At 32.3% G+C, this 19,671-nt stretch carries 19 protein-coding genes; 1 reads left to right on the top strand and 18 read right to left on the bottom strand.

The window, feature by feature from the left end:
• Window positions 1–13: 13 nt before the first annotated feature.
• From LS64_RS11335 to LS64_RS11355, 5 genes are all read right to left on the bottom strand, one after another.
• A complete protein-coding gene (locus LS64_RS11335) occupies window positions 14–1,285 on the bottom strand; it encodes a hypothetical protein (RefSeq protein WP_118949185.1) in 1,272 nt (423 codons plus the stop codon).
• Window positions 1,282–3,702, bottom strand: a complete 2,421-nt coding sequence (locus LS64_RS11340) for a hypothetical protein (protein WP_034571920.1) — start codon at window positions 3,700–3,702, stop codon at window positions 1,282–1,284. The genes LS64_RS11335 and LS64_RS11340 overlap by 4 nt, the downstream gene beginning before the upstream one ends.
• A gap of 88 nt (window positions 3,703–3,790) precedes the next feature.
• On the bottom strand, window positions 3,791–4,774 hold the full coding sequence (locus tag LS64_RS11345; RefSeq protein WP_034571923.1) for a hypothetical protein: 984 nt from the start codon (window positions 4,772–4,774) through the stop codon (window positions 3,791–3,793).
• A gap of 10 nt (window positions 4,775–4,784) precedes the next feature.
• Complete coding sequence (prmC, locus tag LS64_RS11350) at window positions 4,785–5,765, bottom strand: peptide chain release factor N(5)-glutamine methyltransferase (RefSeq protein ID WP_118949186.1); 981 nt, start codon at window positions 5,763–5,765, stop codon at window positions 4,785–4,787.
• Window positions 5,766–7,055 (bottom strand): M48 family metallopeptidase, encoded by a 1,290-nt coding sequence (locus LS64_RS11355; RefSeq protein WP_238699490.1) that lies wholly within the window; start codon window positions 7,053–7,055, stop codon window positions 5,766–5,768.
• A 270-nt stretch (window positions 7,056–7,325) separates the two neighbouring features.
• Here LS64_RS11355 and ruvA point away from each other — a divergent pair, with 270 nt between their 5' ends.
• Window positions 7,326–7,892, top strand: coding sequence for a Holliday junction branch migration protein RuvA (gene ruvA, locus LS64_RS11360; protein ID WP_034573996.1), 567 nt, complete (start codon window positions 7,326–7,328; stop codon window positions 7,890–7,892).
• Here the strand turns inward: ruvA and LS64_RS11365 are convergent, their stop codons facing one another.
• The 13 genes from LS64_RS11365 to LS64_RS12620 form a co-directional block, all read right to left on the bottom strand.
• A complete protein-coding gene (locus tag LS64_RS11365) occupies window positions 7,893–8,399 on the bottom strand; it encodes a hypothetical protein (RefSeq protein WP_034573998.1) in 507 nt (168 codons plus the stop codon). It lies immediately after the preceding gene.
• A gap of 91 nt (window positions 8,400–8,490) precedes the next feature.
• The gene (folD, locus tag LS64_RS11370; protein WP_034574000.1) at window positions 8,491–9,342 is read right to left on the bottom strand and encodes a bifunctional methylenetetrahydrofolate dehydrogenase/methenyltetrahydrofolate cyclohydrolase FolD; all 852 of its coding nucleotides are present in this window, start codon (window positions 9,340–9,342) and stop codon (window positions 8,491–8,493) included.
• Between the two features lie 165 nt (window positions 9,343–9,507).
• Complete coding sequence (locus tag LS64_RS11375) at window positions 9,508–10,434, bottom strand: hypothetical protein (protein WP_034574001.1); 927 nt, start codon at window positions 10,432–10,434, stop codon at window positions 9,508–9,510.
• Between the two features lie 37 nt (window positions 10,435–10,471).
• Window positions 10,472–12,445, bottom strand: a complete 1,974-nt coding sequence (locus LS64_RS11380) for a hypothetical protein (protein ID WP_034574002.1) — start codon at window positions 12,443–12,445, stop codon at window positions 10,472–10,474.
• 10 nt (window positions 12,446–12,455) lie between these two features.
• Window positions 12,456–13,361: a hypothetical protein gene (locus tag LS64_RS11385; RefSeq protein WP_034574003.1), complete on the bottom strand. Its 906-nt coding sequence runs from the start codon at window positions 13,359–13,361 to the stop codon at window positions 12,456–12,458.
• 13 nt (window positions 13,362–13,374) lie between these two features.
• On the bottom strand, window positions 13,375–14,139 hold the full coding sequence (locus tag LS64_RS11390) for a hypothetical protein (RefSeq protein ID WP_034574005.1): 765 nt from the start codon (window positions 14,137–14,139) through the stop codon (window positions 13,375–13,377).
• Between the two features lie 30 nt (window positions 14,140–14,169).
• The gene (locus LS64_RS11395) at window positions 14,170–14,355 is read right to left on the bottom strand and encodes a hypothetical protein (protein ID WP_034574007.1); all 186 of its coding nucleotides are present in this window, start codon (window positions 14,353–14,355) and stop codon (window positions 14,170–14,172) included.
• Between the two features lie 10 nt (window positions 14,356–14,365).
• Complete coding sequence (locus tag LS64_RS12615) at window positions 14,366–14,509, bottom strand: hypothetical protein (protein WP_160659306.1); 144 nt, start codon at window positions 14,507–14,509, stop codon at window positions 14,366–14,368.
• 11 nt (window positions 14,510–14,520) lie between these two features.
• The gene (locus tag LS64_RS11400) at window positions 14,521–15,273 is read right to left on the bottom strand and encodes a hypothetical protein (protein ID WP_118949188.1); all 753 of its coding nucleotides are present in this window, start codon (window positions 15,271–15,273) and stop codon (window positions 14,521–14,523) included.
• A 243-nt stretch (window positions 15,274–15,516) separates the two neighbouring features.
• Entirely contained in the window at window positions 15,517–16,365 is an 849-nt protein-coding gene (locus LS64_RS11405; protein WP_034574011.1) for a hypothetical protein, read from the bottom strand.
• A 10-nt stretch (window positions 16,366–16,375) separates the two neighbouring features.
• Entirely contained in the window at window positions 16,376–17,953 is a 1,578-nt protein-coding gene (locus tag LS64_RS11410; RefSeq protein ID WP_034574012.1) for a dynamin family protein, read from the bottom strand.
• A gap of 225 nt (window positions 17,954–18,178) precedes the next feature.
• Complete coding sequence (locus tag LS64_RS11415) at window positions 18,179–19,195, bottom strand: threonine/serine exporter family protein (RefSeq protein WP_081948411.1); 1,017 nt, start codon at window positions 19,193–19,195, stop codon at window positions 18,179–18,181.
• A 9-nt stretch (window positions 19,196–19,204) separates the two neighbouring features.
• Window positions 19,205–19,671: hypothetical protein (locus tag LS64_RS12620; protein WP_161976981.1), on the bottom strand; the 467-nt coding region annotated here is incomplete at its 5' end.

A 19,671-nucleotide genomic window follows, 5' to 3' on the forward strand; every position in this document is an offset into this window, starting at 1 on the left:
TTATGTGTTAATATTACTCTAGCTTTAAATCTAACTTATCCATCATTTCTTTACTCCAGCCTTGTGGTGGATTTGCTTTAGATGGATAGATTCTAGGGTGGAATTCTACGAAGGTGTTTTTGTTTTCTAATAATTCGAAGTAGTAGTTGCCTAGAGGGGAAGCTAAATAATTTTTTGTAGATTTAATATCTAGGGTATCATTATAGTATATTTGTATTCGATTGGGCGAAAAAAAATTTTTATCAAAATTATAACCATGTAAATATAATGTGGAATTTAATTGTGCATCATTAGCACATGTAATAAAAAGCGGAATATTATCTCTTTGAAAATTCTTTGGGTCTAAAAATGTGTTTGTTACTGAGCTTATCTCATTGCTATGATATTTAATATTATATTTAAGCAATTCATAATATTTTTTATAAGCACCCGGATTAAATATAAAATCATTTTTATCCATAAATTCTAAAGGACGCATATAACCACTTTTATCACCATAAACAACAATACCACCATCAACAACAAATTGATTTAAACTATATATAAAATATATATAAAACAACTCATCAAAATAAGGAATGATATTTATATATCTTTCTTCTTGTGGATTAGTGCTTAAGTAATCTAGCGTTGTTAATATAGCTTTTTTTAAAGGTATGCTAGGCTTTCCATCCCAAAACTGAAACATATCATTACTTAATATTTTATCTTTATATAATTGCAAGTAAAGTTCTTGTGTTGGATAATAAGAAGTTATACCATTATTTTTATTTATAGAATCTATATAATTTTTTATGAATGTTGTATTTAAAGTATGTAGTTGTGTAAAATAACTTATTATTTGCTCTTTACTTAAAACTATATTTTTTTTATTTCTAAAATAAAAGTTTTTAAAGTATTTGTAGGCTTCTTTGTCTATTTTTGGTACCATTGATGGAAAAACTGAAGGAGTGGTAAGCAAAGGTTCTTCAGGTCTAATCATAGGGTTTGGATTTCTTTCATTTAACCAAAATGTATTTAGTCCTTCAAAGTGAGATGGTTTAATTACGCTTGGTATATATTTTGGAATAAAATTACCTTGTTTGTTTTTTTCTAAAATTATTTTTCCTAAGTAAAGAAATACCATAAAATCACCGATATATTTTTCTAAATATTTATAATCTAATCTATCATCGATACATACTATATTGTTCCACATTCCTAAATAAATTGGTTCTTTACCCATGTTATCTAAAATATATTTTTTACTTTGTTCAATTGTGATTCTAAGGTAATCTACACTCATATTAATCCTTTTTGTTGTAGTTGTTTTATAATATGAGCTGCCACGTATCTCGGGTCTCTTTCATTTGGTTGAATCTCATATACATTTTGATAATTTCCTATTTTGCAATTTACATTATTTGCATCTTTATTGTTTTTTCCACATTGTTTATATATTTCACCAAATATTGTATTTTCTATTCGTGTATCCATTGAAATATAAAAAAATGAAGAATGCCAAAGATAAGATTGTAAAATACAGCGATTTATAAAGTTTGGATATTTTTGTTCTATATAAAAATGTCTTATTTCATGAAAAATAGTATTCATAAGATTTGTAAATGTTACATTATTACTCAATATATCACGTATATCATCATAGCTAGCTGGATATAATATTCTATCTTGAAAATTATCATTTCCATTGGTAATATGTAGTGTATTTATTTGAATAATTTTCTTATTATAAGAACCATTCAATATAGATTTTTCTTTCATAATATCTTTAAATTTTATTTCAAAAAATTCTACTCTTTTTAGTGGCAAATTTTCATTGTCGCAAATAACTTTTATAAGATTTTGAATAAAATCTTTCCTAAATTCAATTACATTATCTTGAGACGGATATTTAAATAATATATTATAGGCATCTAAAAAGAAAAATTTATTATTTGAAAAACTAGGCTTGTATGTTTCTTTTTCAAATATCTCAATCATCATGTTTATAAACTTCTCCCTATCCCTTACATACTCACCATTATCTTCTTTTACATTATCTATAAAATCATCATCTACTAAGTCGTATATGTAGTAGATATATGCTATTTTTCCAGCTAATTGCGGATAGATTTTAAAATAATCTAGCAATACATTGTATATATAATCACCCATTGAATCTTTTTTATTGTATCTTTTGAAATTATTGTTATAGAGTGTATCTTTTTGTTTGATATTAATCTTTAAAAACTCAACTGCTTCTTGTAAGCTATTAATACTATCTAGTTTATTGTATGCTTTTAGAATCTTGTTTGTGCTATTTGTGTTATTTGTATTTAATGTATTTAATAAATCATATCTTGTATCACTTTGTATCACTTTAAAGCTCATATCTAAAGTAATACTGCCTAATATATTTAAAGTACTAGAATCTATTACTTGAACAATAACTTTATAGCTTGTAAAATCTTGTGTTGTTCTTTCTGTTGGTAGATAAAATCCTATTCTTTCATATATTTGATTATTTGCGTAATTAGATATATCATTTATTGTATATGGGTTATTAGAATCTTTAATGATTTTATTATCCTGTATATATTCTACTTCATATTGCCATTTAACATTTTTATTTCCTTGTAATCCTTTTGCTTCTAATTCTATATAAGTCCCAGGTGCAAAGGTAGAATTTGAAAGATATTCTTTTGCTTCTTGTAATTCTTGTTGTGAAAGATTTAGAGGAAATATATTGTTTAATGTTGGTGTTATAAAATCTATTGTTATATTTGAATGTTTATTATATTCTACTTTTAACTCAATGCCTTCTTGTGTATTTATAGAATCTGAACTAAAATTTATAATTTTATCAAAGAAACTATTATTTACTCCTATGCTACCTATGCTACCAAATTCATTATTGCTGTTAATGCTATATAAATAAAATTCTTTATTTATTGTTCTAGATTCTATATTGTCATTAGATTCTATAGAATCTATCTTGGTATTTGTGTTGATACATACTTTATTATTTTTGCATTCTTTATCTGTATAAATTTTGGTGTAGTATTTTCCCCAAGTCTTACCTATCTCAAATGGAGAATTTTCTTTAGATTCTATATTGCTTTTAGATTCTATAATATTAGCTAAGTTTATATAGTATATTCCTTGTGGAATTGCTCCATATTTACTTTGTGTGTTATCTTTGTCGTAATAAAAATACATTATATTTTTTTCTTTAGTAACAGGATTTATGTAAGTAGATGTAGCTATATTTATGTCACTTGTTTGTAAGTTATTGTCTTTTGGATTGCCACTTCTTGCCACAAAAGATTCTATGATATTTTCTCCTTTTAGAATCTTTAAGTTAAATCCATCAAATAATAATGATATTCTAGCTTTAAAATATACTTTAGCATATTTATTTTGATAATTATTTGGTGTAAATAGCTTTTTGGTTAAATCTTTAGAATCTATTTTAGAATTTGTTGCTTGTATATAATCCTTAGCAAGATTAAAAGGTGTAGAAAAATATACCTTATCATTTAATAAATTAATACTAAAAAAATCAGCTCTTTCATTCTCTTTAATACAAAATGCAACTATTCCTCTATTATCACTATTCTTGCTAGGATATACTTCTTGTTTATCAATATTCCTTATTTCTACTTGCTTATTTGCTAATGGAGAATTAGTATCATAATCTAGTAGTTTAAAGGATAGTTGCATTAGTTGCCTTTGGTTTTATGGTGTAGATTCTATATTTATTAAATCCTTGAAGTTTTAACTCAAGTATTAAAACTGAAAAATACAGATTCTACACCGTATCGCCCATAAGGGCTGTAGGGGACATCATCTTATTCATATCCTTGCCTGACAAGACGTTGTTTATTTTATTTGATATAAAGTGATTGCGTGTTGTAAAGTAGTTTATGATTTCATGGATATTTTCTTCATTCAATTCTTCTTGCATATCTGCACAATATTCCTTAAACTTATCTTCTGTAATACCAGCTGAATCTTCAAAGATTTCAATATATTTTCGCATTAGTTTTTGCTCACGCTCTTTTGCTAGCACTTGCTTCATAATCTCATCGTAAGTCTCTTGCAGCTCAGCGATTTTCATATCAAAAAGCTCTTGTTTTGTATAAATCCCACTAATTGCCAAAATCTTGCTAACAAGCGTTCGCTTTTCCTTGCTATTATCATAAAATGGCTTATACTCCATTTCCATATCTTTCGCCATAAATGACTGCACTATATCAAGCTTCATCTCCGCCATAGAGCGAACATAATCAAGCGTGCCAGAGCTTTTATACTTCTCATGGATTCTTTGTAGCTCCATAATGTTATTTCGCATACTTTCATAATGCGAGATTAGCGTCTCCATTTCCTGCCGTGGCAGACTTTCTAAATCTAGCTTAATGTTATCTAGCACTTCATCTTGCACGCGCGCATGGATAATATCAATAATGCGTTTAAGCCGTGAATAAGGCACAGGCATCTTAAGCTCCGCCATAAAAGCAATCAAGTCGGTAGGAATATACATAAACAAAAATCGATAGCAAGTATCATACATCTCATCAATAGTCTGCACCCTTTTTAATGCAGCCACGACATCTTCACGCGGCGGGGCATAAAACTCAACGCCACCGCCATCATTTATAAGGCTTTGATAATATTTATAGCCTTCATGCACTATCTTTTCATATTCTTTCTCTAGCTCTTCATGGTCTAAATCTAGCACATTATCCACGCCATGCAATCGCAAATATTCCTTAACCATTAAACTATCATGCATTTTTGCCCCTTTAAGATTCTATCAAACTAGCCACAAAGCCCCTGTCGTGTTTTGCGTAGTCTTTGTAAAATCGTGGATTGTAATTATGCGTTAAAAGAAAAGTTTGCAAACTATCCTTTTGGTCATAGCCCATTTCGCATATTAAATGTTTTATGCGATTTTGCTCACACTGCAAGATTAGATTCTGCAAAATCTCATCGCCTTTCACGCCGCCAAATAAAGCGATATGCGGCTCGCAAAGCACTTCTTTATTTAGCGGATAATCATTTGCGATATATGGCGGATTTGAAATCACTAAGGTTATTCCACGTTTTTTTATAGAATCTAAAAGCAGCTTAGAATCTAGCAAATTAGATTCTATAAACTCGATTCGATTTAGCAGATTCAGTCGCTCGGCATTGTATTTAGCGATATTTATAGCCTCGCTACTTATATCAGTGGCAATGCAGTTTAACGTTGGATTATTAGCTAAAATCGCCAAACTTAACGCCCCGCTACCCACACCTATCTCGACAAACTCGCTAATGCCCTGCTCTTTTATAAGCTCTAAAGCCTTATCCACTAGAATCTCGCTCTCCACACGCGGTATCAAAACATTTTTATCCACATAAAATTCAAGACTATAAAAACTAGCAATATTTGTCAAATACTCAAGCGGCACGCCACTTTTTCGCAGTGCTAGTAATTTGAAATAACGCTGTTTATTAAAGTCATTTACTTCACGTTTAGAATTTGTATGTAAATCCACGCGCGTAGTATTTAGCACAAAGGCTAGTAAAATCTCTGCTTCCTGGCGTGGAGCGTGGATTTCAAAGCTGCTTTCATAAAGATTTTGCGAGCTTTTTACATCCTTTGGAATCTTGTCATTACTAAAATTATTAATATCGCTTGTCAAATAAGTCGTCTCAAACACGAGCTTTTTAAACTCTTCTAAATCCATATCCTTAAGGAAAGCTACCGCAATGCGTAATAACAAATCAATTTCAATCATTTAAAGCGTCCCTTTATTTAGGGTATTTTGCAAATTAGATTCTATATCCATATTAGAATCTAGCTCAAAAGATTCTATAGAATCTTGCACACCCAACGCCTTTAGCCGCTCAATCAAAGGCGGATGCGAATAATAAAAAAAGATATAGGCAGGGTGCGAATATGGAAAGGCTTTATTCTCATTTACAAGGCGAATTAATGCCTCACGCAACGCCTTTTGCGAGACACAGCTAGCCCCAAAACTATCTGCCTTATACTCCGCCTTGCGTGAAAAATAATTACTCAAAGGCTGGACTAAAAAAGTTAGTGCTGGCATTAGCAAAATAGATAAAATAATAATGTTACTATATGAAACACTAAGACCTAAAAATGTGCATAAGTGCGTAGTAAAAAGCCCCATAAATGCAAACATACCAAGCAAAATCGCCCCTGCAATAATAATATTTCGCAAAATATCCTTGTGCTTAAAATGCCCTAGCTCATGCCCTAAAATCGCAATTAGCCCATCTTCGCTAATTTTCTCCAAAAGCGTGTCAAAAAGCACCACTCTTTTTGACCTACCAAGCCCACCAAAATACGCATTAAGTCTTCCATCTCGCTTACTAGCATCCATTACAAACACGCCACTACTTTTAAAGCCGACCTTATCCATTAGCGCGTTTATCCTAGATTCTAAATTCGCATTTTGCAAGGGCGAAAACTTATTAAAAAGTGGTGCAATTATCGTAGGATAAATCAACTGAATAACGATAATAAAAGTAAAAAATAACACAAAACCAAATATCCACCACTGCGGCACATTATCCATAATCCATAGTAGCGAGCCAAGCAAAATCCCACCCAAAGCCCCAACTAGCACAATGGACTTAATAATATCCTTGATAAATAGTGTCGCCGAGCCTTTATGAAAGCCATACACCCTATCGATTCGCTTTTGCAGGATGCTAAAAGGTAGATTAAGCCCAGCAGAAATCGCAAAAAAACTCATCACAATGCACCACTCCTTAGCCAAAGGACTAAAAGTTGTATGCTCATAGAATCTATCCAAATAATTTATCCCAAAATAAAGCCAAAAAATAAGCATAATAAACTCAAAAATATGCGTGGCAATCGAGACTTTCCGCTGCAGTATCGCATAATTTGCCGCTAACTTATAATCATTAGAATCTAAAATTATAGGCTTTTTACTCGCATAAAAACTCACATATTTAATCTGCAAAATATCAATAATTATGCTAGGGACACAAAAGCAAACTAAATACGCTAGTAGCACAATCTGCACATTTTCCACAACTCTCTCCATTGACTTTAGATTCTATGAATTAGATTCTATCTTAGATTCTATCGAAATAAAAAACCCTAAGTTTATTATAAAAAAATAAATGGTTGATAAAAATGTTACAATTTTGTAATTTAGATTCTATAAATTTTATAAATCGTATTTTTTCAATAAAAAATCAAAAGACTTATATTGTTAACCTTGAAATAATTTTTTTGTGATAGGGTAGCATCGAGGTTTTTAAGCTTAAAAACATAATTTTTTAAATAAAAGGTTACAAAAATGATAATTCGTTTAAAAGGCAACATAGAAAAATTGCTACCCACAAGCGTGGAGTTGGAAGTAAATAATGTGACATATTTTGTCGAAATCTCGCTATTAACAAGCATAGAATTGCAAAATAAAAAAGAAACAACCCTTGAAATAGCACAAATCATACGCGAAGATTCTAACCTACTCTTTGGCTTTGCAAGCCGCCAAGAACGCGAGATTTTCCTGCAGCTTTTAAAGGTCAATGGCGTGGGCGCAAAAATCGCTCTAGCAATACTTTCGACCTATTCTGTGCCGCAATTTTTAAACTTAGTGCAAACAAATAACGCAGCCGCGCTAAAAAGCGTAAAGGGCGTGGGCGCGAAAGTGGCGGGCAAAATTATGCTTGATTTTGCTGGATTTAGTCAAAATGTGGAATCTAGTGGCAGTGAAAGTGCGCGTTTAGCTTTCGAAGCCCTTTTGGCTTTGGGCTTTAAAGATGCCGAGATTAACGCGGTTTTAAGCAAGTTAGATTCTAAGATTTTAGAAAAAAATGAAAGTGAAATTGTTAAGGAAGTGTTAAAAAATATGGGGAAATAATTAGATTGCACTATACACATATCCATACCAAAATACAAGTGCATACACAAAATATAAAATCCCATCCAAAATTTTAATTCTCCATGAATAAATAGGGATTATCATATAAATAATAAAAAGCACAAAGCCAACACTAAGTAATATGACGACATTCCTTATCGCAAGTAATATAAAAATGATATAAATTTCTGCAAAAAAAAGTGCATTTGTAATTAAATATTTAAGCCTTATCATAACAATAATTGAATGAATTAATATAGTAAAGCAAAAAATACGAGTAATAATCTCACCATCCGCAAATAAATAATGTTTTATTTCAAATAATGGCAAAATGAATGCTACACAAATTCCAAAAATTAATGCAAACAACAAACTTACAAAAAGCCATGATGTTTGCCCAGCAGTTGCTGAATCTATCCCTTGAGATTCTAAAAGATTTTTTAAGGGAGCATAAAGTGGCAATCCTTGAATTTGCTTAGCGATTTTTCGCTTTCGTTGCATTGACATTTTTTTTCCTAAGTTCTATTAGATTCTATAGAATCTATTTCGTCAAAATGTCATTTTGCTTTAGATTACAATATAAAAAAATACGGAATCTTTACATTCTATCAGCCCTAGCTTCAGCGCTTTTGAGCGTATTTTGCAATAAGGACGCAATAGTCATAGGACCCACGCCACCAGGCACAGGCGTAATGTAGCTACAAAGCGGCGCAACAGAATCAAAATCCACATCCCCCACAATCTTACCAGATTCTAGCCGCGTAATGCCTATATCCACAACAATCGCGCCCTGCTTTACCATATCACGCGTTATCAAATTTGGCTTACCCACCGCCACGCAAATAATATCCGCATTCCGCGTATAAAAGCCCAAATCACGCGTATGAATGTGGCACACGCTAATCGTAGCTCCCGCATTTAGCATGAGCGCTGCAAGTGGCTTACCCACGATATTACTCGCGCCTATGATACACACATCCTTGCCCTGCAGCGCGATATTATAGTGCGACAAAAGCGACATTACGCCTAGCGGGGTCGCCGGCACAAAGCCGCTTATACCGCTAAAAAGCTTCCCACTATTTTGCGTATGAAAGCCATCGACATCCTTTTGCGGCGCGACAGATTCTAGCACGGCGTAGGTGTTTATGTGGCTTGGCAAGGGCAGTTGGACTAAGATTCCATCTAGATTTGCGTTTGCGTTTAGGTTGTTTATCATATTCAAAAGGTCGGCTTGGCTTATGTTTTGTGGCATTTCGTGCAGGATTGAAGTGATGCCGACATTTTTGCAGGCTTTTGCTTTCATATTTACGTAGGTTTGGCTTGCTGGGTCGCTGCCGACTAAAATTACCGCAAGGCTTGGAATCACCCCTTTAGCAGCGAGTGTAGCGACATCTTTTTTTATTTTTTCTTGCAAATCTTTTGCGAGGCTCTTGCCATCTAGTAGAATCATTTTTACTCCTTTTTGTTATTAAAATCGCAAAAATAAAGCTACATTTTAGCATAGTTTTAGAATTTAGATTCTAATCAAAATCAAATCTATTTTAGAATCTAATGTCGTGTTTAACGCACTTTGCCTTATTTCGTAATTTTGCATTTTTACTCCTTTTGCTAAACTCTATCGTTTTAAACCTATCATATATCCTGCATCACGTGCGTCTTTAAAGCCGAAATTTTCTAAGTTATAAACTAACTTATCAATAAAACTTACAAAATTTTGATAGTCCAAAGGGTCAATTACATGACTTATATCAAATGTGTTACTATAACTTACATTTAATATTAATCTACCACCTTGTATTTCTGCCTTTTTTATTTGATAATATTTTATATGTAGTGTAAGATTTGGTTTGTATTTCATATACATTGCTTTTTCACAAAATAGAATCTTTGGGCTTTTCCGCTCATCTGGCATAATTTCATATAATCCTACGGCTTTTCCGTCTTCTTCTTTATTTGGTATTTCGCTATGCCATATTTTATTACCATCAATATCTGTTGTATTTTCAGCATCTGGCATAAAGCCTAGAGCGATTTGAGATAATACAAAATCTTCGCTCATAATATAAGATATTTCTTTTGCTTTTTCGTTATTACTTAATTTTGGCATTTGTCCTTGCAACCATTTAAAGACGTCAAATCGACAAGCTTTTAGCATATCATTCATAAAATTAGCAAATTTAGGGCGATAAGATTCCATCATCGCATAGCTAACATTAGCTTCATATAAATAGTTATCACGTTCAAAATTCACAAATACTTCTTTACCTCTCATTTCTACATCATGTATTTTTTCATATTCATATTCTCGCACACTTGTAGAATCTGTTTTAAACACTACTTTTAAACCTGTAAAAACAACGCCCTCATCACACGCTCCAAAAATCGTATCATAATAAACACCTGCTATGTCATGCCATTGACTTATATCAAACGCATTCATTGCTTCATTTAATTTATCCTGCGGTATATGCTGAAATACATATACTCTATCACCAAAATATCTCTCAAGATTTCTTTCAATAAAAGTCCAACTAATTGCCATTTTATTCTCCTTTTTGTAAAAATATAGAATCTAGATTCTATATCATAATCTCTTTTAGCATTTCACTACCTTTTGCCTTAAGATAGTTTTCAAAGGCTAAATCTAGCTTTATAGATTCTATTTTTTGGCTTATAGAATCTTTTCGCGATTTTAGCTCTTGTATTTTAGAATCTAATATCGCCTTTGCATTTTGCATTATAGCCTTTGGTAGTTTCGCCTTAAATGCCGCTTCTAACTCGCCTTGTGATATAGAATCTAAACGCAAAAGCAAGGTCGCTGAAATATAAATATCATACTCTAGCTCTACATTTTCAATAGATTCTAAGGCTAAATCTTGGGCAGATAAAAAGTCATTTATATAGCTTTTCACTAGCCTTAGGTGCGTCTGTCTGCCATTTTGCCTTAAATCAAAAAGCGTTTTAATTAAACTATGTATCGGTCTATCCTTAGATTCTATCTTGTAGTAGATTTCATCGTTTATAAATTCCTTGTCTTTTGCGTTGAAATTAAGCGTGAAAAACTCGCCCTTTTCACTAGATTCTACTTGCTTTTTAGAATCTATTGTGGCTTTTAGCAAACTATCTGGCGTAGCGTTTTCCCCGCATATAAACTTTAGCTTTTTCCATAACGCATTACCAAAAGGGCTATCTTCGTGCATTTCATATAAATATTCGATATTTTGCTCTGTAAAGTTTGTGTTTAGTGATATAGATTCACTAGATTCACTAGATTTTATAGAATCTGCTTTATTAGCTTTTGGAGTTTCATTCTCAATGTTGGCTTGGGTAGATTCTATAGATTCACTAGATTCTATATTATCATATTTTATATCCGCTAAAAAGCCTATAAAGTCTTTTAACTCCCTTTGTGGCTCACCCCAGCGCTTTTGAAATATATTGTATAATCTCATGGCTTCATTAGCAATATCTATCATTTTGTTATATAAAATCTTTGCCTTATTGCTATCATTATTTTTTATAGCTTCCCTTAGCTCAAAGCCTGTATCTATTCTCCAGCCATTTAATCCTAGCTCAGATTCCATATCTGTTTGCGTTGTGTAGATTTCTTGACTAGCGATTTTCATAAAGCCATATTCATAGTTAGCTTCAAAGGTTAAGCTCTCTTTTAGCTCGCTAGCTAAATCTAACACACTTGAATTAGAATCTAGCTTTTTATAATTAATTATGCTTTCAAGCGGCACGATTTTATATGTTTGTTCATTTTCTTTATTTATATTTTCGTAATGTTTATTTAAGATATTTGTAGAATCTAGGGCAAACTCTATTTGAGATTCACAAATTTGTCTTATTTCATTTTCACTCACATTGCTAAAGCCTTCTTTATCCCATATAGCAATTTTAGGGGGTAAAATATTTGGATTTGATAGCATAGCGATAGTCTCTTTTATCTCTTCGTATTCTTGCTCGATTGTTTTAGGTTTATCCATAAAGCCAAAAATGGATAATTTATTCTTTTTGCTTTTATTTTTATCTTTGTGATTTTGCACGATTTCCATTGCATAGCTACCATATTCTTCATCAAATCTTTTTTTGATATGCTTAGTAATTTCTATCATTTCGTTTTTATCTTTATCTTTTAGAATAGATTTTGCAATATCTTTTGGGGATTTAGATTCTATATTTGTAGATTCTATATTTTGATTAGCTATCTTAGAATCTTTCAAATTACCTAGCATACCACCAATTATTGATAATCCCAAAGCCCTTTCATCATCGTCTATATTTTGTGTAGAATCTAGCAATTCATTTTGTGCTTGTTTTAAATTAGATTCTATATTTTTAGAATCTAAATTATTAAATAACATACCAGCGCCAAAAATACTTCCCATTAACGCACCTATTTCAGCCCCAGATATGGAATTGTTATTTTCCATTTTTTTTAAGGCAGATTCTATATTTTTAGCCTGTTTTTCTAACAATCCTTTGCGAGTAGAATCTGTCACATCATTTTGTCCATTTTGTATCGCCGCTAATAAATCTGCTGCATGCATATTTTTCTCCTTAGTTTAAATTTTGCAATATTTCACTACCTTTGTTTTTTAGATAGTTTTCAAATTCGTTATTTAGCTTAATAGTTTCTATTGCCGTGTTTATAGAATCTTTGCGTTTTTCTAATTCATTAAATTTAGATTCCATAATTGCCCTTGCGTTTTGCTTTAGCACTTTTGGCATAAGTTGATTAAATATAGATTCTAAATCTATTACATTTATATCAGTGTTATACACACTAAGACTAACTAGCACTTTTGCACTCATAAAAATATTGTAGCAAATCTCCACATCACTTAAAATTTCAAGCTCTAGCTTTTGGCTAACCAAAAATTCATTTATATGACTTTTTATTAGCTTTTTTGCACTTTCATTTTTATACTTTTGCTTTATGCTAAAAATAGATTCTATAATCTCACTTAAAGGTATATCACAAGATTCTAATTTATAATACATATTTTTATTGTGATATATATGCTTAGATTCTGCAATATCAAGGGTGAATAAATTATTTATAGAATCTAAATTTGCATTGTGATTATTCCTTATATTTACTGCGAAATGTTGTTGTTTAAAAGTGGTGCGTCTATATAGCGCGTCACTAAAAGGGCTAAGATTATAAATTTCATTTAGATATTGTATATTTTCAAGGGTAAATTGTGAGTTAATATTTTTGCGTTTTATGGGTGCTGGATTTATTTTAGTTTTTGTATTTTTGCTTTGTATGGTAGGCTTTTTTGTCTTGTTAGATTTTGTTTTTTTAGATTGCTCTAATAAAATATTGTTGTTAGAATCTAGTATTTCTTGCACTGCAGAAGCTATCCAACTATGTATATTTGAATTGTTTAATATTTTAGAATCTTTTTGAGTTTTTTGCGTTTTCTTTTCATAAGAATCTAGCATTTTTTTCCAGCTCATTTTTTTCTAACCTTTAATCAAAACTTTTTATAGTATTTAACCCATTAGATTCTAAATAGATTTGATAGCATAGCTCAATTTCCTTTGCTTCTTTAGAATCTAAATTATGCGACGCCTTAAAATCATTTAAGTAATTAAGCGAAGCCCTTAAGCTAGATTCTTCGCTACTTAGCCTATCATTTAGAATCTTTTTTATATCACTTATGCTTTCATTTAGATTATCTATCAAAATATCTTTTGCTTTTTTTAAAGCATTCACATTGATTTCATTTATAAATTCCTGCATTAAAATGCCACGATAGCTAGATTCAGCGGTTTTTAGAATCTGCTCACACTTTATATTATCAATGCTTAAATTTCGCATAATCTCACTTGAAATACTGCCTTGAAGTTGCGTTTTTGCATGGCTTTTTAGCCGCTCTAATTTTGTTAAATCAACATCATTTATAGAATCTGCGATTTTATCAATATAGCTTTGATACACATTTATAAGGCGATTTTCCTTACTTTCCGCTTCACTTAAGGCTTTATTTTTATAATCGCTTAAGATTTTATTAATCTTTTGTATCATTTCTAATTCAGCATTTTTCACATCCACAGGCGGGGTCGCTTGCACTTCGCGTATTATTTCTTTTACCACTTGCGGTGGTTTTTCTTGCTCTTTTTTAGAATCTGTAAAGATTTCTTTTACAAAATCTAGCACGTGCGGTAATGTGGCTACTATCACGCTTCCCCAGTCCGTGCCTTTTGTAGTGCTTGTCCGTCTTCTTGTCGCCATAGTTTTCCCTTATTAGAATCTAGATTCTATTTAAAACATTTTTTTAAAATCCATTTTATTTATAAACTCTTCCATTTCCTTAATTTTCTTTTCCTTTTCACTCTCACTTAAAGATGTATCTTTTCTTATCTCATCTTTCATTTTCTCTATTGTCGCACCTTTTATAAAGCCATCTTTAAAGACTTTTCCTATATTGAAAATATCAAAAATTCCCATTTACTACTCCTTACTTTTTATCTTTAGATTCTTTAGAATCTTTATTTTTAGAATCTTTAGAATCTTTTGTCAAACTATCCACTATTGCATTAACAATTCGTGCTGCCCATTGTCCTGCTTGTTTGTATTTCTCATCATCTACAACATTTGCCATTTTTTTCTCCTTTAATTTAAATTAAAACTTTTCAACGTTTCTCTTGCATTAGAATCTAAATAGATTTCATAGCTTAAAGCGATTTGCTTTTGCTCTTTGCTATCTAAATTATGCGAGTTTTTAAAATCTTGCAAATAATCTAAATTGCTTTTTAGCTTTGCTTCTTCGCTACTAACCTTATCTCTTAGAATTTGTGCTATATCACTAGCGCTATCTTGCAAAGATTCTATAAGAATATCTTTTGCCTTGCCTAGTGCGTCCTTATTCATATCGCTAATAAACTCTTGCATTAACGTGCCGCGGTAACTTGGCTCAGGCGTTTTTAGAATCTGCTCACACTTAACATTATCAATGCTTAGATTGCGACTTATCACATTTGCAATGCAGCCGCTTAGCTGGTGTTTCACGCGATTATTTAGCCGTCTTAGCTTATCAGTATCTATGCTTTTATCAAGCGAATTTACTAGCTTGTCAATATAGCTTTTATAAGATTCTACAAGCCTATTTTCAGTTGTTTCAGCCTGTCTTAACGCCGTGTTTTTATAATCGCTTAAGATTTTATTTACCCTTTGAATCTCTTCTAGCTGGGCATTTCTAACATCCACAGGCGGGGCTTTTATCACTTCACGCACGACTACTTTTTCTTGCTGTTTTTGCTCTTCTTTTTCTTCTTTTTTGCCGAAAAATGTATCTCTAATGAAACCTGCTGCAGTTAGCACTAAAGGTCCCCATTTTAGCACCAATGGTAAAAATTGTATTGCCATTTTTTCTCCTTTCTTTTTGATTTGTCATGTTGAGCGTAGAAAAACATCTATCTTTTTTTAGAATCTATTTTCATAAAAATTAGATTGCCACGCCTTGCTATCGCAAGTCTCGCAATGACACCGCACGTCATTGCGAGGGAGCGAAGCGACCGAAGCAATCTACAAAATAATAAGTAGATTGCCACGATTTTGCTACGCAAAATCTCGCAATGACAAAAGAACTCACATTTTCAACAATAGATTCTAACTTTGCGAAAACGCATAGCTTAAACTCTCTTCTTCTCCTTTTTTCACACCCTTTTTAGCAAGTGGATTGCGGATAAAATCGAGCGCATTTGCATACTCAAACATATCAAAGGCAATGTTTAATTGCATTTTTTCTTTTTCCTTACCTTCCTTGCTATTTTTGATTTCATTTAGCACTTTGCTATCGCGTGTGTGAAGCGACTCTGCGTTACCTATGTGCATTTCAATCTTATCTTTTATAGAATCTATATTGTCTTGCAAGGTATCATTTAAACTATCACGCATTCTTTTAATCGCATCGCGCGAAGTATTTGTGATAAAATCTTTCATTTGTTTAGTCTTATTCGCCCCAGCATCAAGGTAAAGTATCGCTTTACAAGTCGCATTATCAATACTTATTTTAGTAATAACATCATTTTCAATGCTACCCTTAATACTTTTTAGCAATTTTTTAGAATCTCGCCTAATCATTGTCAAAGGGATATTCAAATTCGCCCTTTCATTGATTTCATTTATAGAATCCATTAGCTTATCAAATACCTCTTCGCATTCATCTACTAGCATATCTTCGATTTTTCTAGCTTCTTTACTAGCGACATTTTTAAAGCTATTTAATTCATTATTGACATTAATAGTTTCTGCCATGCTAGCATTATCATAATCATAGCTTCTGCTACTACCGATATTAACTGATGTTTCTTGTGCCTTTTTTTCTGTACCATTCCAGCATTCTTTTACAAAATCCACAGCCGCGCTAACGCCACGTACCACACCGCCGACTACTGCTTTAGCGGCACTTCCTATTGCACTACCTACATTTGAAACAAAGTTACTAAACCATCCCATAATTTACTCCTTAACTATTCCCACTTATCATCTTATCAATCTCATTATTTAGATTCTGTAATACTTCTTTTGTCTCGCTTTCAAAAGATTTCATTGTAGATTCTAACTCTTGCTTTTGCTTTGCTAGCTCTTGCAATTCGCTCTCTTGCTTTTTGATTCTATCATTTATAGCTTCTAAGCCTTCTTTACTTACAAGATAGCTATCCTTGCTAGATTCAAATCGCGATTCAAAATAGCCCTCCAACTCTTTATGCAACGCCCTATAACTTCGCTTTGCATCATCTATGATTTCACCTTGCACCTTATCTAAAATGTCCGCTTTAATCCTTGCGTGGATATTTTCCACATTGCTAAACTCTAGCAATTTTGGCAAATTAGATTCTATATCAAAGCTTTCAAATAGTTTAGCACACACATTTTTTAGCGATTTTTTATCTAAGTGATGCTCAGTATCCACTTCTACCAAAGTCCCCTGCTTAAACAACTCGCAAGTTAAAGCCACAAGCCCTGAAACGCGAATGATATTTTTATCCGCTATTTCTTTTGTGTATTTTGTGCGTTCATCATTATCACTTGAGCTTAGATATTTACTCCATTCTTCTTTTTGCTTTTTCCAATCTTCATCTGGGTGATTTAATAGCTCAAATTTTGTCCCTAAAACATAAACCTTTTCAGGCTTACCGCCTGTATTATCAAAGATTCTAAAGATATTTTTTAGCTCACTATTAGTTAAAGCAGATGAATTAACACACACTAAAACCGCATTAGCCCGATTGATATAATCCCTAGTAACTTTTGAGCGATAATCTACCGCATCATCAAGTCCGGGAGTATCCACAAACACGATATTTTTTTCATAAGGGAAATCTTTAAATTCAAGTTCAACTTCTTTTACAAAATAATGTGGCGCGGACTTTGAGCTAGTGTATTTTTCTAACTCTTCTTTGCTAAGTGGCAAGGTAATTTCAGCTTTCCCAACATATTGAGATTTTATAGAATCTCCATTATGATTTTCATACTGCTCTTTAAATAAAGACGCAGACGCACTAGACGCACTTTTCCACAATTCCGCCCATTCACTCTCATTATAGAATCTAATGGTAAGCTTATCTTCTTTCCCATACTTAAACTTCGTTAAAACAGCAGTCTCAGGCGTTACACTCATACTAGCATAGTTTTTCTTTAGCATTGCGTTAATTAATGTGCTTTTCCCAGCCTTAATCGTGCCAACAAAGGCAATTTGAAAACTTGCATCGCGGCTTAAAAATATATCAATATCATCGATAAATTTTTTAATCTCGGCTTCTATCCCCTTATCATCATTCACATTGCTTTTATAAAGGTCCAAAAAGCCCTTAATACTACTCATATTTTTAAACTCTTTATCAAGCTCTACTAAGGGCGAAGTAACGTTAAATTTACCCTTGCTTTCACTTACATTTTGCGCGTAAGCCTTTGCCTTTTTCTCATAACTCTCAAGCAAACTTTTATTATTATACTCGCTCCCGCCAACTAGATTCCCACATTTTACGCAAAAAATATTTACATCATCATTGCTAAATCCACAAGATTCACACTTTTTAGCCATATTTTTCCTTTTTGTGTTATTAAAAGATTCTAAAAATCTTTATCAGTAATACAAAAGAAAAAAGCCAAAGTCAAGACTTTTTGTAATTTTTATGTAAAAAAATACCAAAATATGAAATTCAGTAACATTTCCCCATTTTAAAAAATTCTAAATTTTGCAATATATTGTATATATAATATATAGTTATTTTTTTGAAAGATTATTTTGTGTGAATTTGTGTAAATTTTACACATGAATTAGACTAACTTGCGCGATAGAAAGCGTAAGATACGCGCCAACGGCAATGCAAATAAGAAATATTCCCATATTCACACCGCGACTAATCGCCATAAGCGTATATTCATGCAGCACGTCCGCTAGTGAATTAATAATTTGAATGCCAGGGATAAGATAGAGAATGCTAAAGCCTACCGCGATTTCAGGCGTGCTAGTTAGCCCAAAATGCACGCCGATATACGCCACAAAACTACACACAAAGCTCACAATCACATACATCGCGCGTATATCAGCCTTCCACTTTGTCAAAAGATAGCGGACGATAAACCCAGCGAAAGTGCCCATAAATACGCAGATTTGCGCACCCACATCGCCGCTAAAAAGCTTGCAAAAAGTCGAATTTGCAATGCTTGCAAAAAGCAGCGAGCTTAAAAAGCCAAAATTGCTACCCTGCATAATGTGCGTGTAGCGGACTTCGGCTTCTTTGAGCGAGATGTCGTGGTCGTGGATTTGCCAACTTAGTGCGGACAAATCGCTAATAAGGCGGAAATTTGCGCCAAGCGGGGGGTTTTGGCACACTTGTGTGCGGCGGTTTGCGTAGTTGTCGCGTTCGCACACGGTTAGCGTGATTGATTTTATCCACACGACCATGCTTACATCATAGCCATAACTTGCGCCTATTCGTTGCGTGCATTTGACCACACGTGAAGTGTATGCGCCATTTGCCATTAAAGCTGAGGCATATTTTGCTAGGAATTTTACTAAATCTTCAATATCTACTTTTTTTAACTTTTGTTGGTCGTTAGTTATGGAATCTGTAATTTTTGTGTTGGATTCTATTGTGTTTTTAAATTCTATGTTGTTTTGAGAATCTTTATTCGTGGATTCTATTGTGTTTTTAGAAACTATGTTTTTAGAATCTTGTAATGCGTCATTGCGAGATTTAAATTCGCTAGAATTTAAATCGTGGCAATCTAAATTTTGTGAGTTTTTAGAATCTAGATTCTGTAATATTTCATTTTTCATAATTTTTCCTTAAGCTATATTTTGAAAGTTTTTTAAATATAAATTATTGATTTTAGTATTTTTATAGAATCTAGATTCTATATTTTTTAACTTTTCTGTCATATTGAGCGAAAGCAAAACATCCACGTCAATTTTCTTAAAATCTTTGTTTTTAGATTCTGTGTTTTTTATAAAATCTTGTTTATATTTTAAATGGTGGGTGGTGGTGTTCCCCCCTCCCTTGCGGAGGGGGGTTAGGGGGGTGGGTAATTGCACGTTTATAAAGTCTAGATTCTGTAATTTTTTAGAATTTAAATTATAAATTTCGATATTTTTATTGACGTTGTTAGCAAAATTCGCATTCGCGCTTTTTATATTAATCTTAAAAAAGGGTGGTAGGGTGGGAATAGATTTACATAAAAAGTGCGAATGCGAATTTTGCATTTTAGAATCTAAATTTACTATTTTTTTAGAATCTTGTATATTAGATTTTATAA

The organism is Helicobacter saguini, assembly GCF_000762875.2.
Taxonomy (GTDB): domain Bacteria; phylum Campylobacterota; class Campylobacteria; order Campylobacterales; family Helicobacteraceae; genus Helicobacter_A; species Helicobacter_A saguini.

What these genes read in the sequence shown, in the direction of transcription:
- LS64_RS11335 (WP_118949185.1), bottom strand. Translation starts at nt 1,285, where the DNA reads ATGAGTGTAGATTACCTTAGAATCACAATTGAACAAAGTAAAAAATAT.
- LS64_RS11340 (WP_034571920.1), bottom strand. Translation starts at nt 3,702, where the DNA reads ATGCAACTATCCTTTAAACTACTAGATTATGATACTAATTCTCCATTA.
- LS64_RS11345 (WP_034571923.1), bottom strand. Translation starts at nt 4,774, where the DNA reads ATGCATGATAGTTTAATGGTTAAGGAATATTTGCGATTGCATGGCGTG.
- prmC (WP_118949186.1), bottom strand. Translation starts at nt 5,765, where the DNA reads ATGATTGAAATTGATTTGTTATTACGCATTGCGGTAGCTTTCCTTAAG.
- ruvA (WP_034573996.1), top strand. Translation starts at nt 7,326, where the DNA reads ATGATAATTCGTTTAAAAGGCAACATAGAAAAATTGCTACCCACAAGC.
- LS64_RS11365 (WP_034573998.1), bottom strand. Translation starts at nt 8,399, where the DNA reads ATGTCAATGCAACGAAAGCGAAAAATCGCTAAGCAAATTCAAGGATTG.
- folD (WP_034574000.1), bottom strand. Translation starts at nt 9,342, where the DNA reads ATGATTCTACTAGATGGCAAGAGCCTCGCAAAAGATTTGCAAGAAAAA.
- LS64_RS11375 (WP_034574001.1), bottom strand. Translation starts at nt 10,434, where the DNA reads ATGGCAATTAGTTGGACTTTTATTGAAAGAAATCTTGAGAGATATTTT.
- LS64_RS11380 (WP_034574002.1), bottom strand. Translation starts at nt 12,445, where the DNA reads ATGCATGCAGCAGATTTATTAGCGGCGATACAAAATGGACAAAATGAT.
- LS64_RS11385 (WP_034574003.1), bottom strand. Translation starts at nt 13,361, where the DNA reads ATGAGCTGGAAAAAAATGCTAGATTCTTATGAAAAGAAAACGCAAAAA.
- LS64_RS11390 (WP_034574005.1), bottom strand. Translation starts at nt 14,139, where the DNA reads ATGGCGACAAGAAGACGGACAAGCACTACAAAAGGCACGGACTGGGGA.
- LS64_RS11395 (WP_034574007.1), bottom strand. Translation starts at nt 14,355, where the DNA reads ATGGGAATTTTTGATATTTTCAATATAGGAAAAGTCTTTAAAGATGGC.
- LS64_RS12615 (WP_160659306.1), bottom strand. Translation starts at nt 14,509, where the DNA reads ATGGCAAATGTTGTAGATGATGAGAAATACAAACAAGCAGGACAATGG.
- LS64_RS11400 (WP_118949188.1), bottom strand. Translation starts at nt 15,273, where the DNA reads ATGGCAATACAATTTTTACCATTGGTGCTAAAATGGGGACCTTTAGTG.
- LS64_RS11405 (WP_034574011.1), bottom strand. Translation starts at nt 16,365, where the DNA reads ATGGGATGGTTTAGTAACTTTGTTTCAAATGTAGGTAGTGCAATAGGA.
- LS64_RS11410 (WP_034574012.1), bottom strand. Translation starts at nt 17,953, where the DNA reads ATGGCTAAAAAGTGTGAATCTTGTGGATTTAGCAATGATGATGTAAAT.
- LS64_RS11415 (WP_081948411.1), bottom strand. Translation starts at nt 19,195, where the DNA reads ATGAAAAATGAAATATTACAGAATCTAGATTCTAAAAACTCACAAAAT.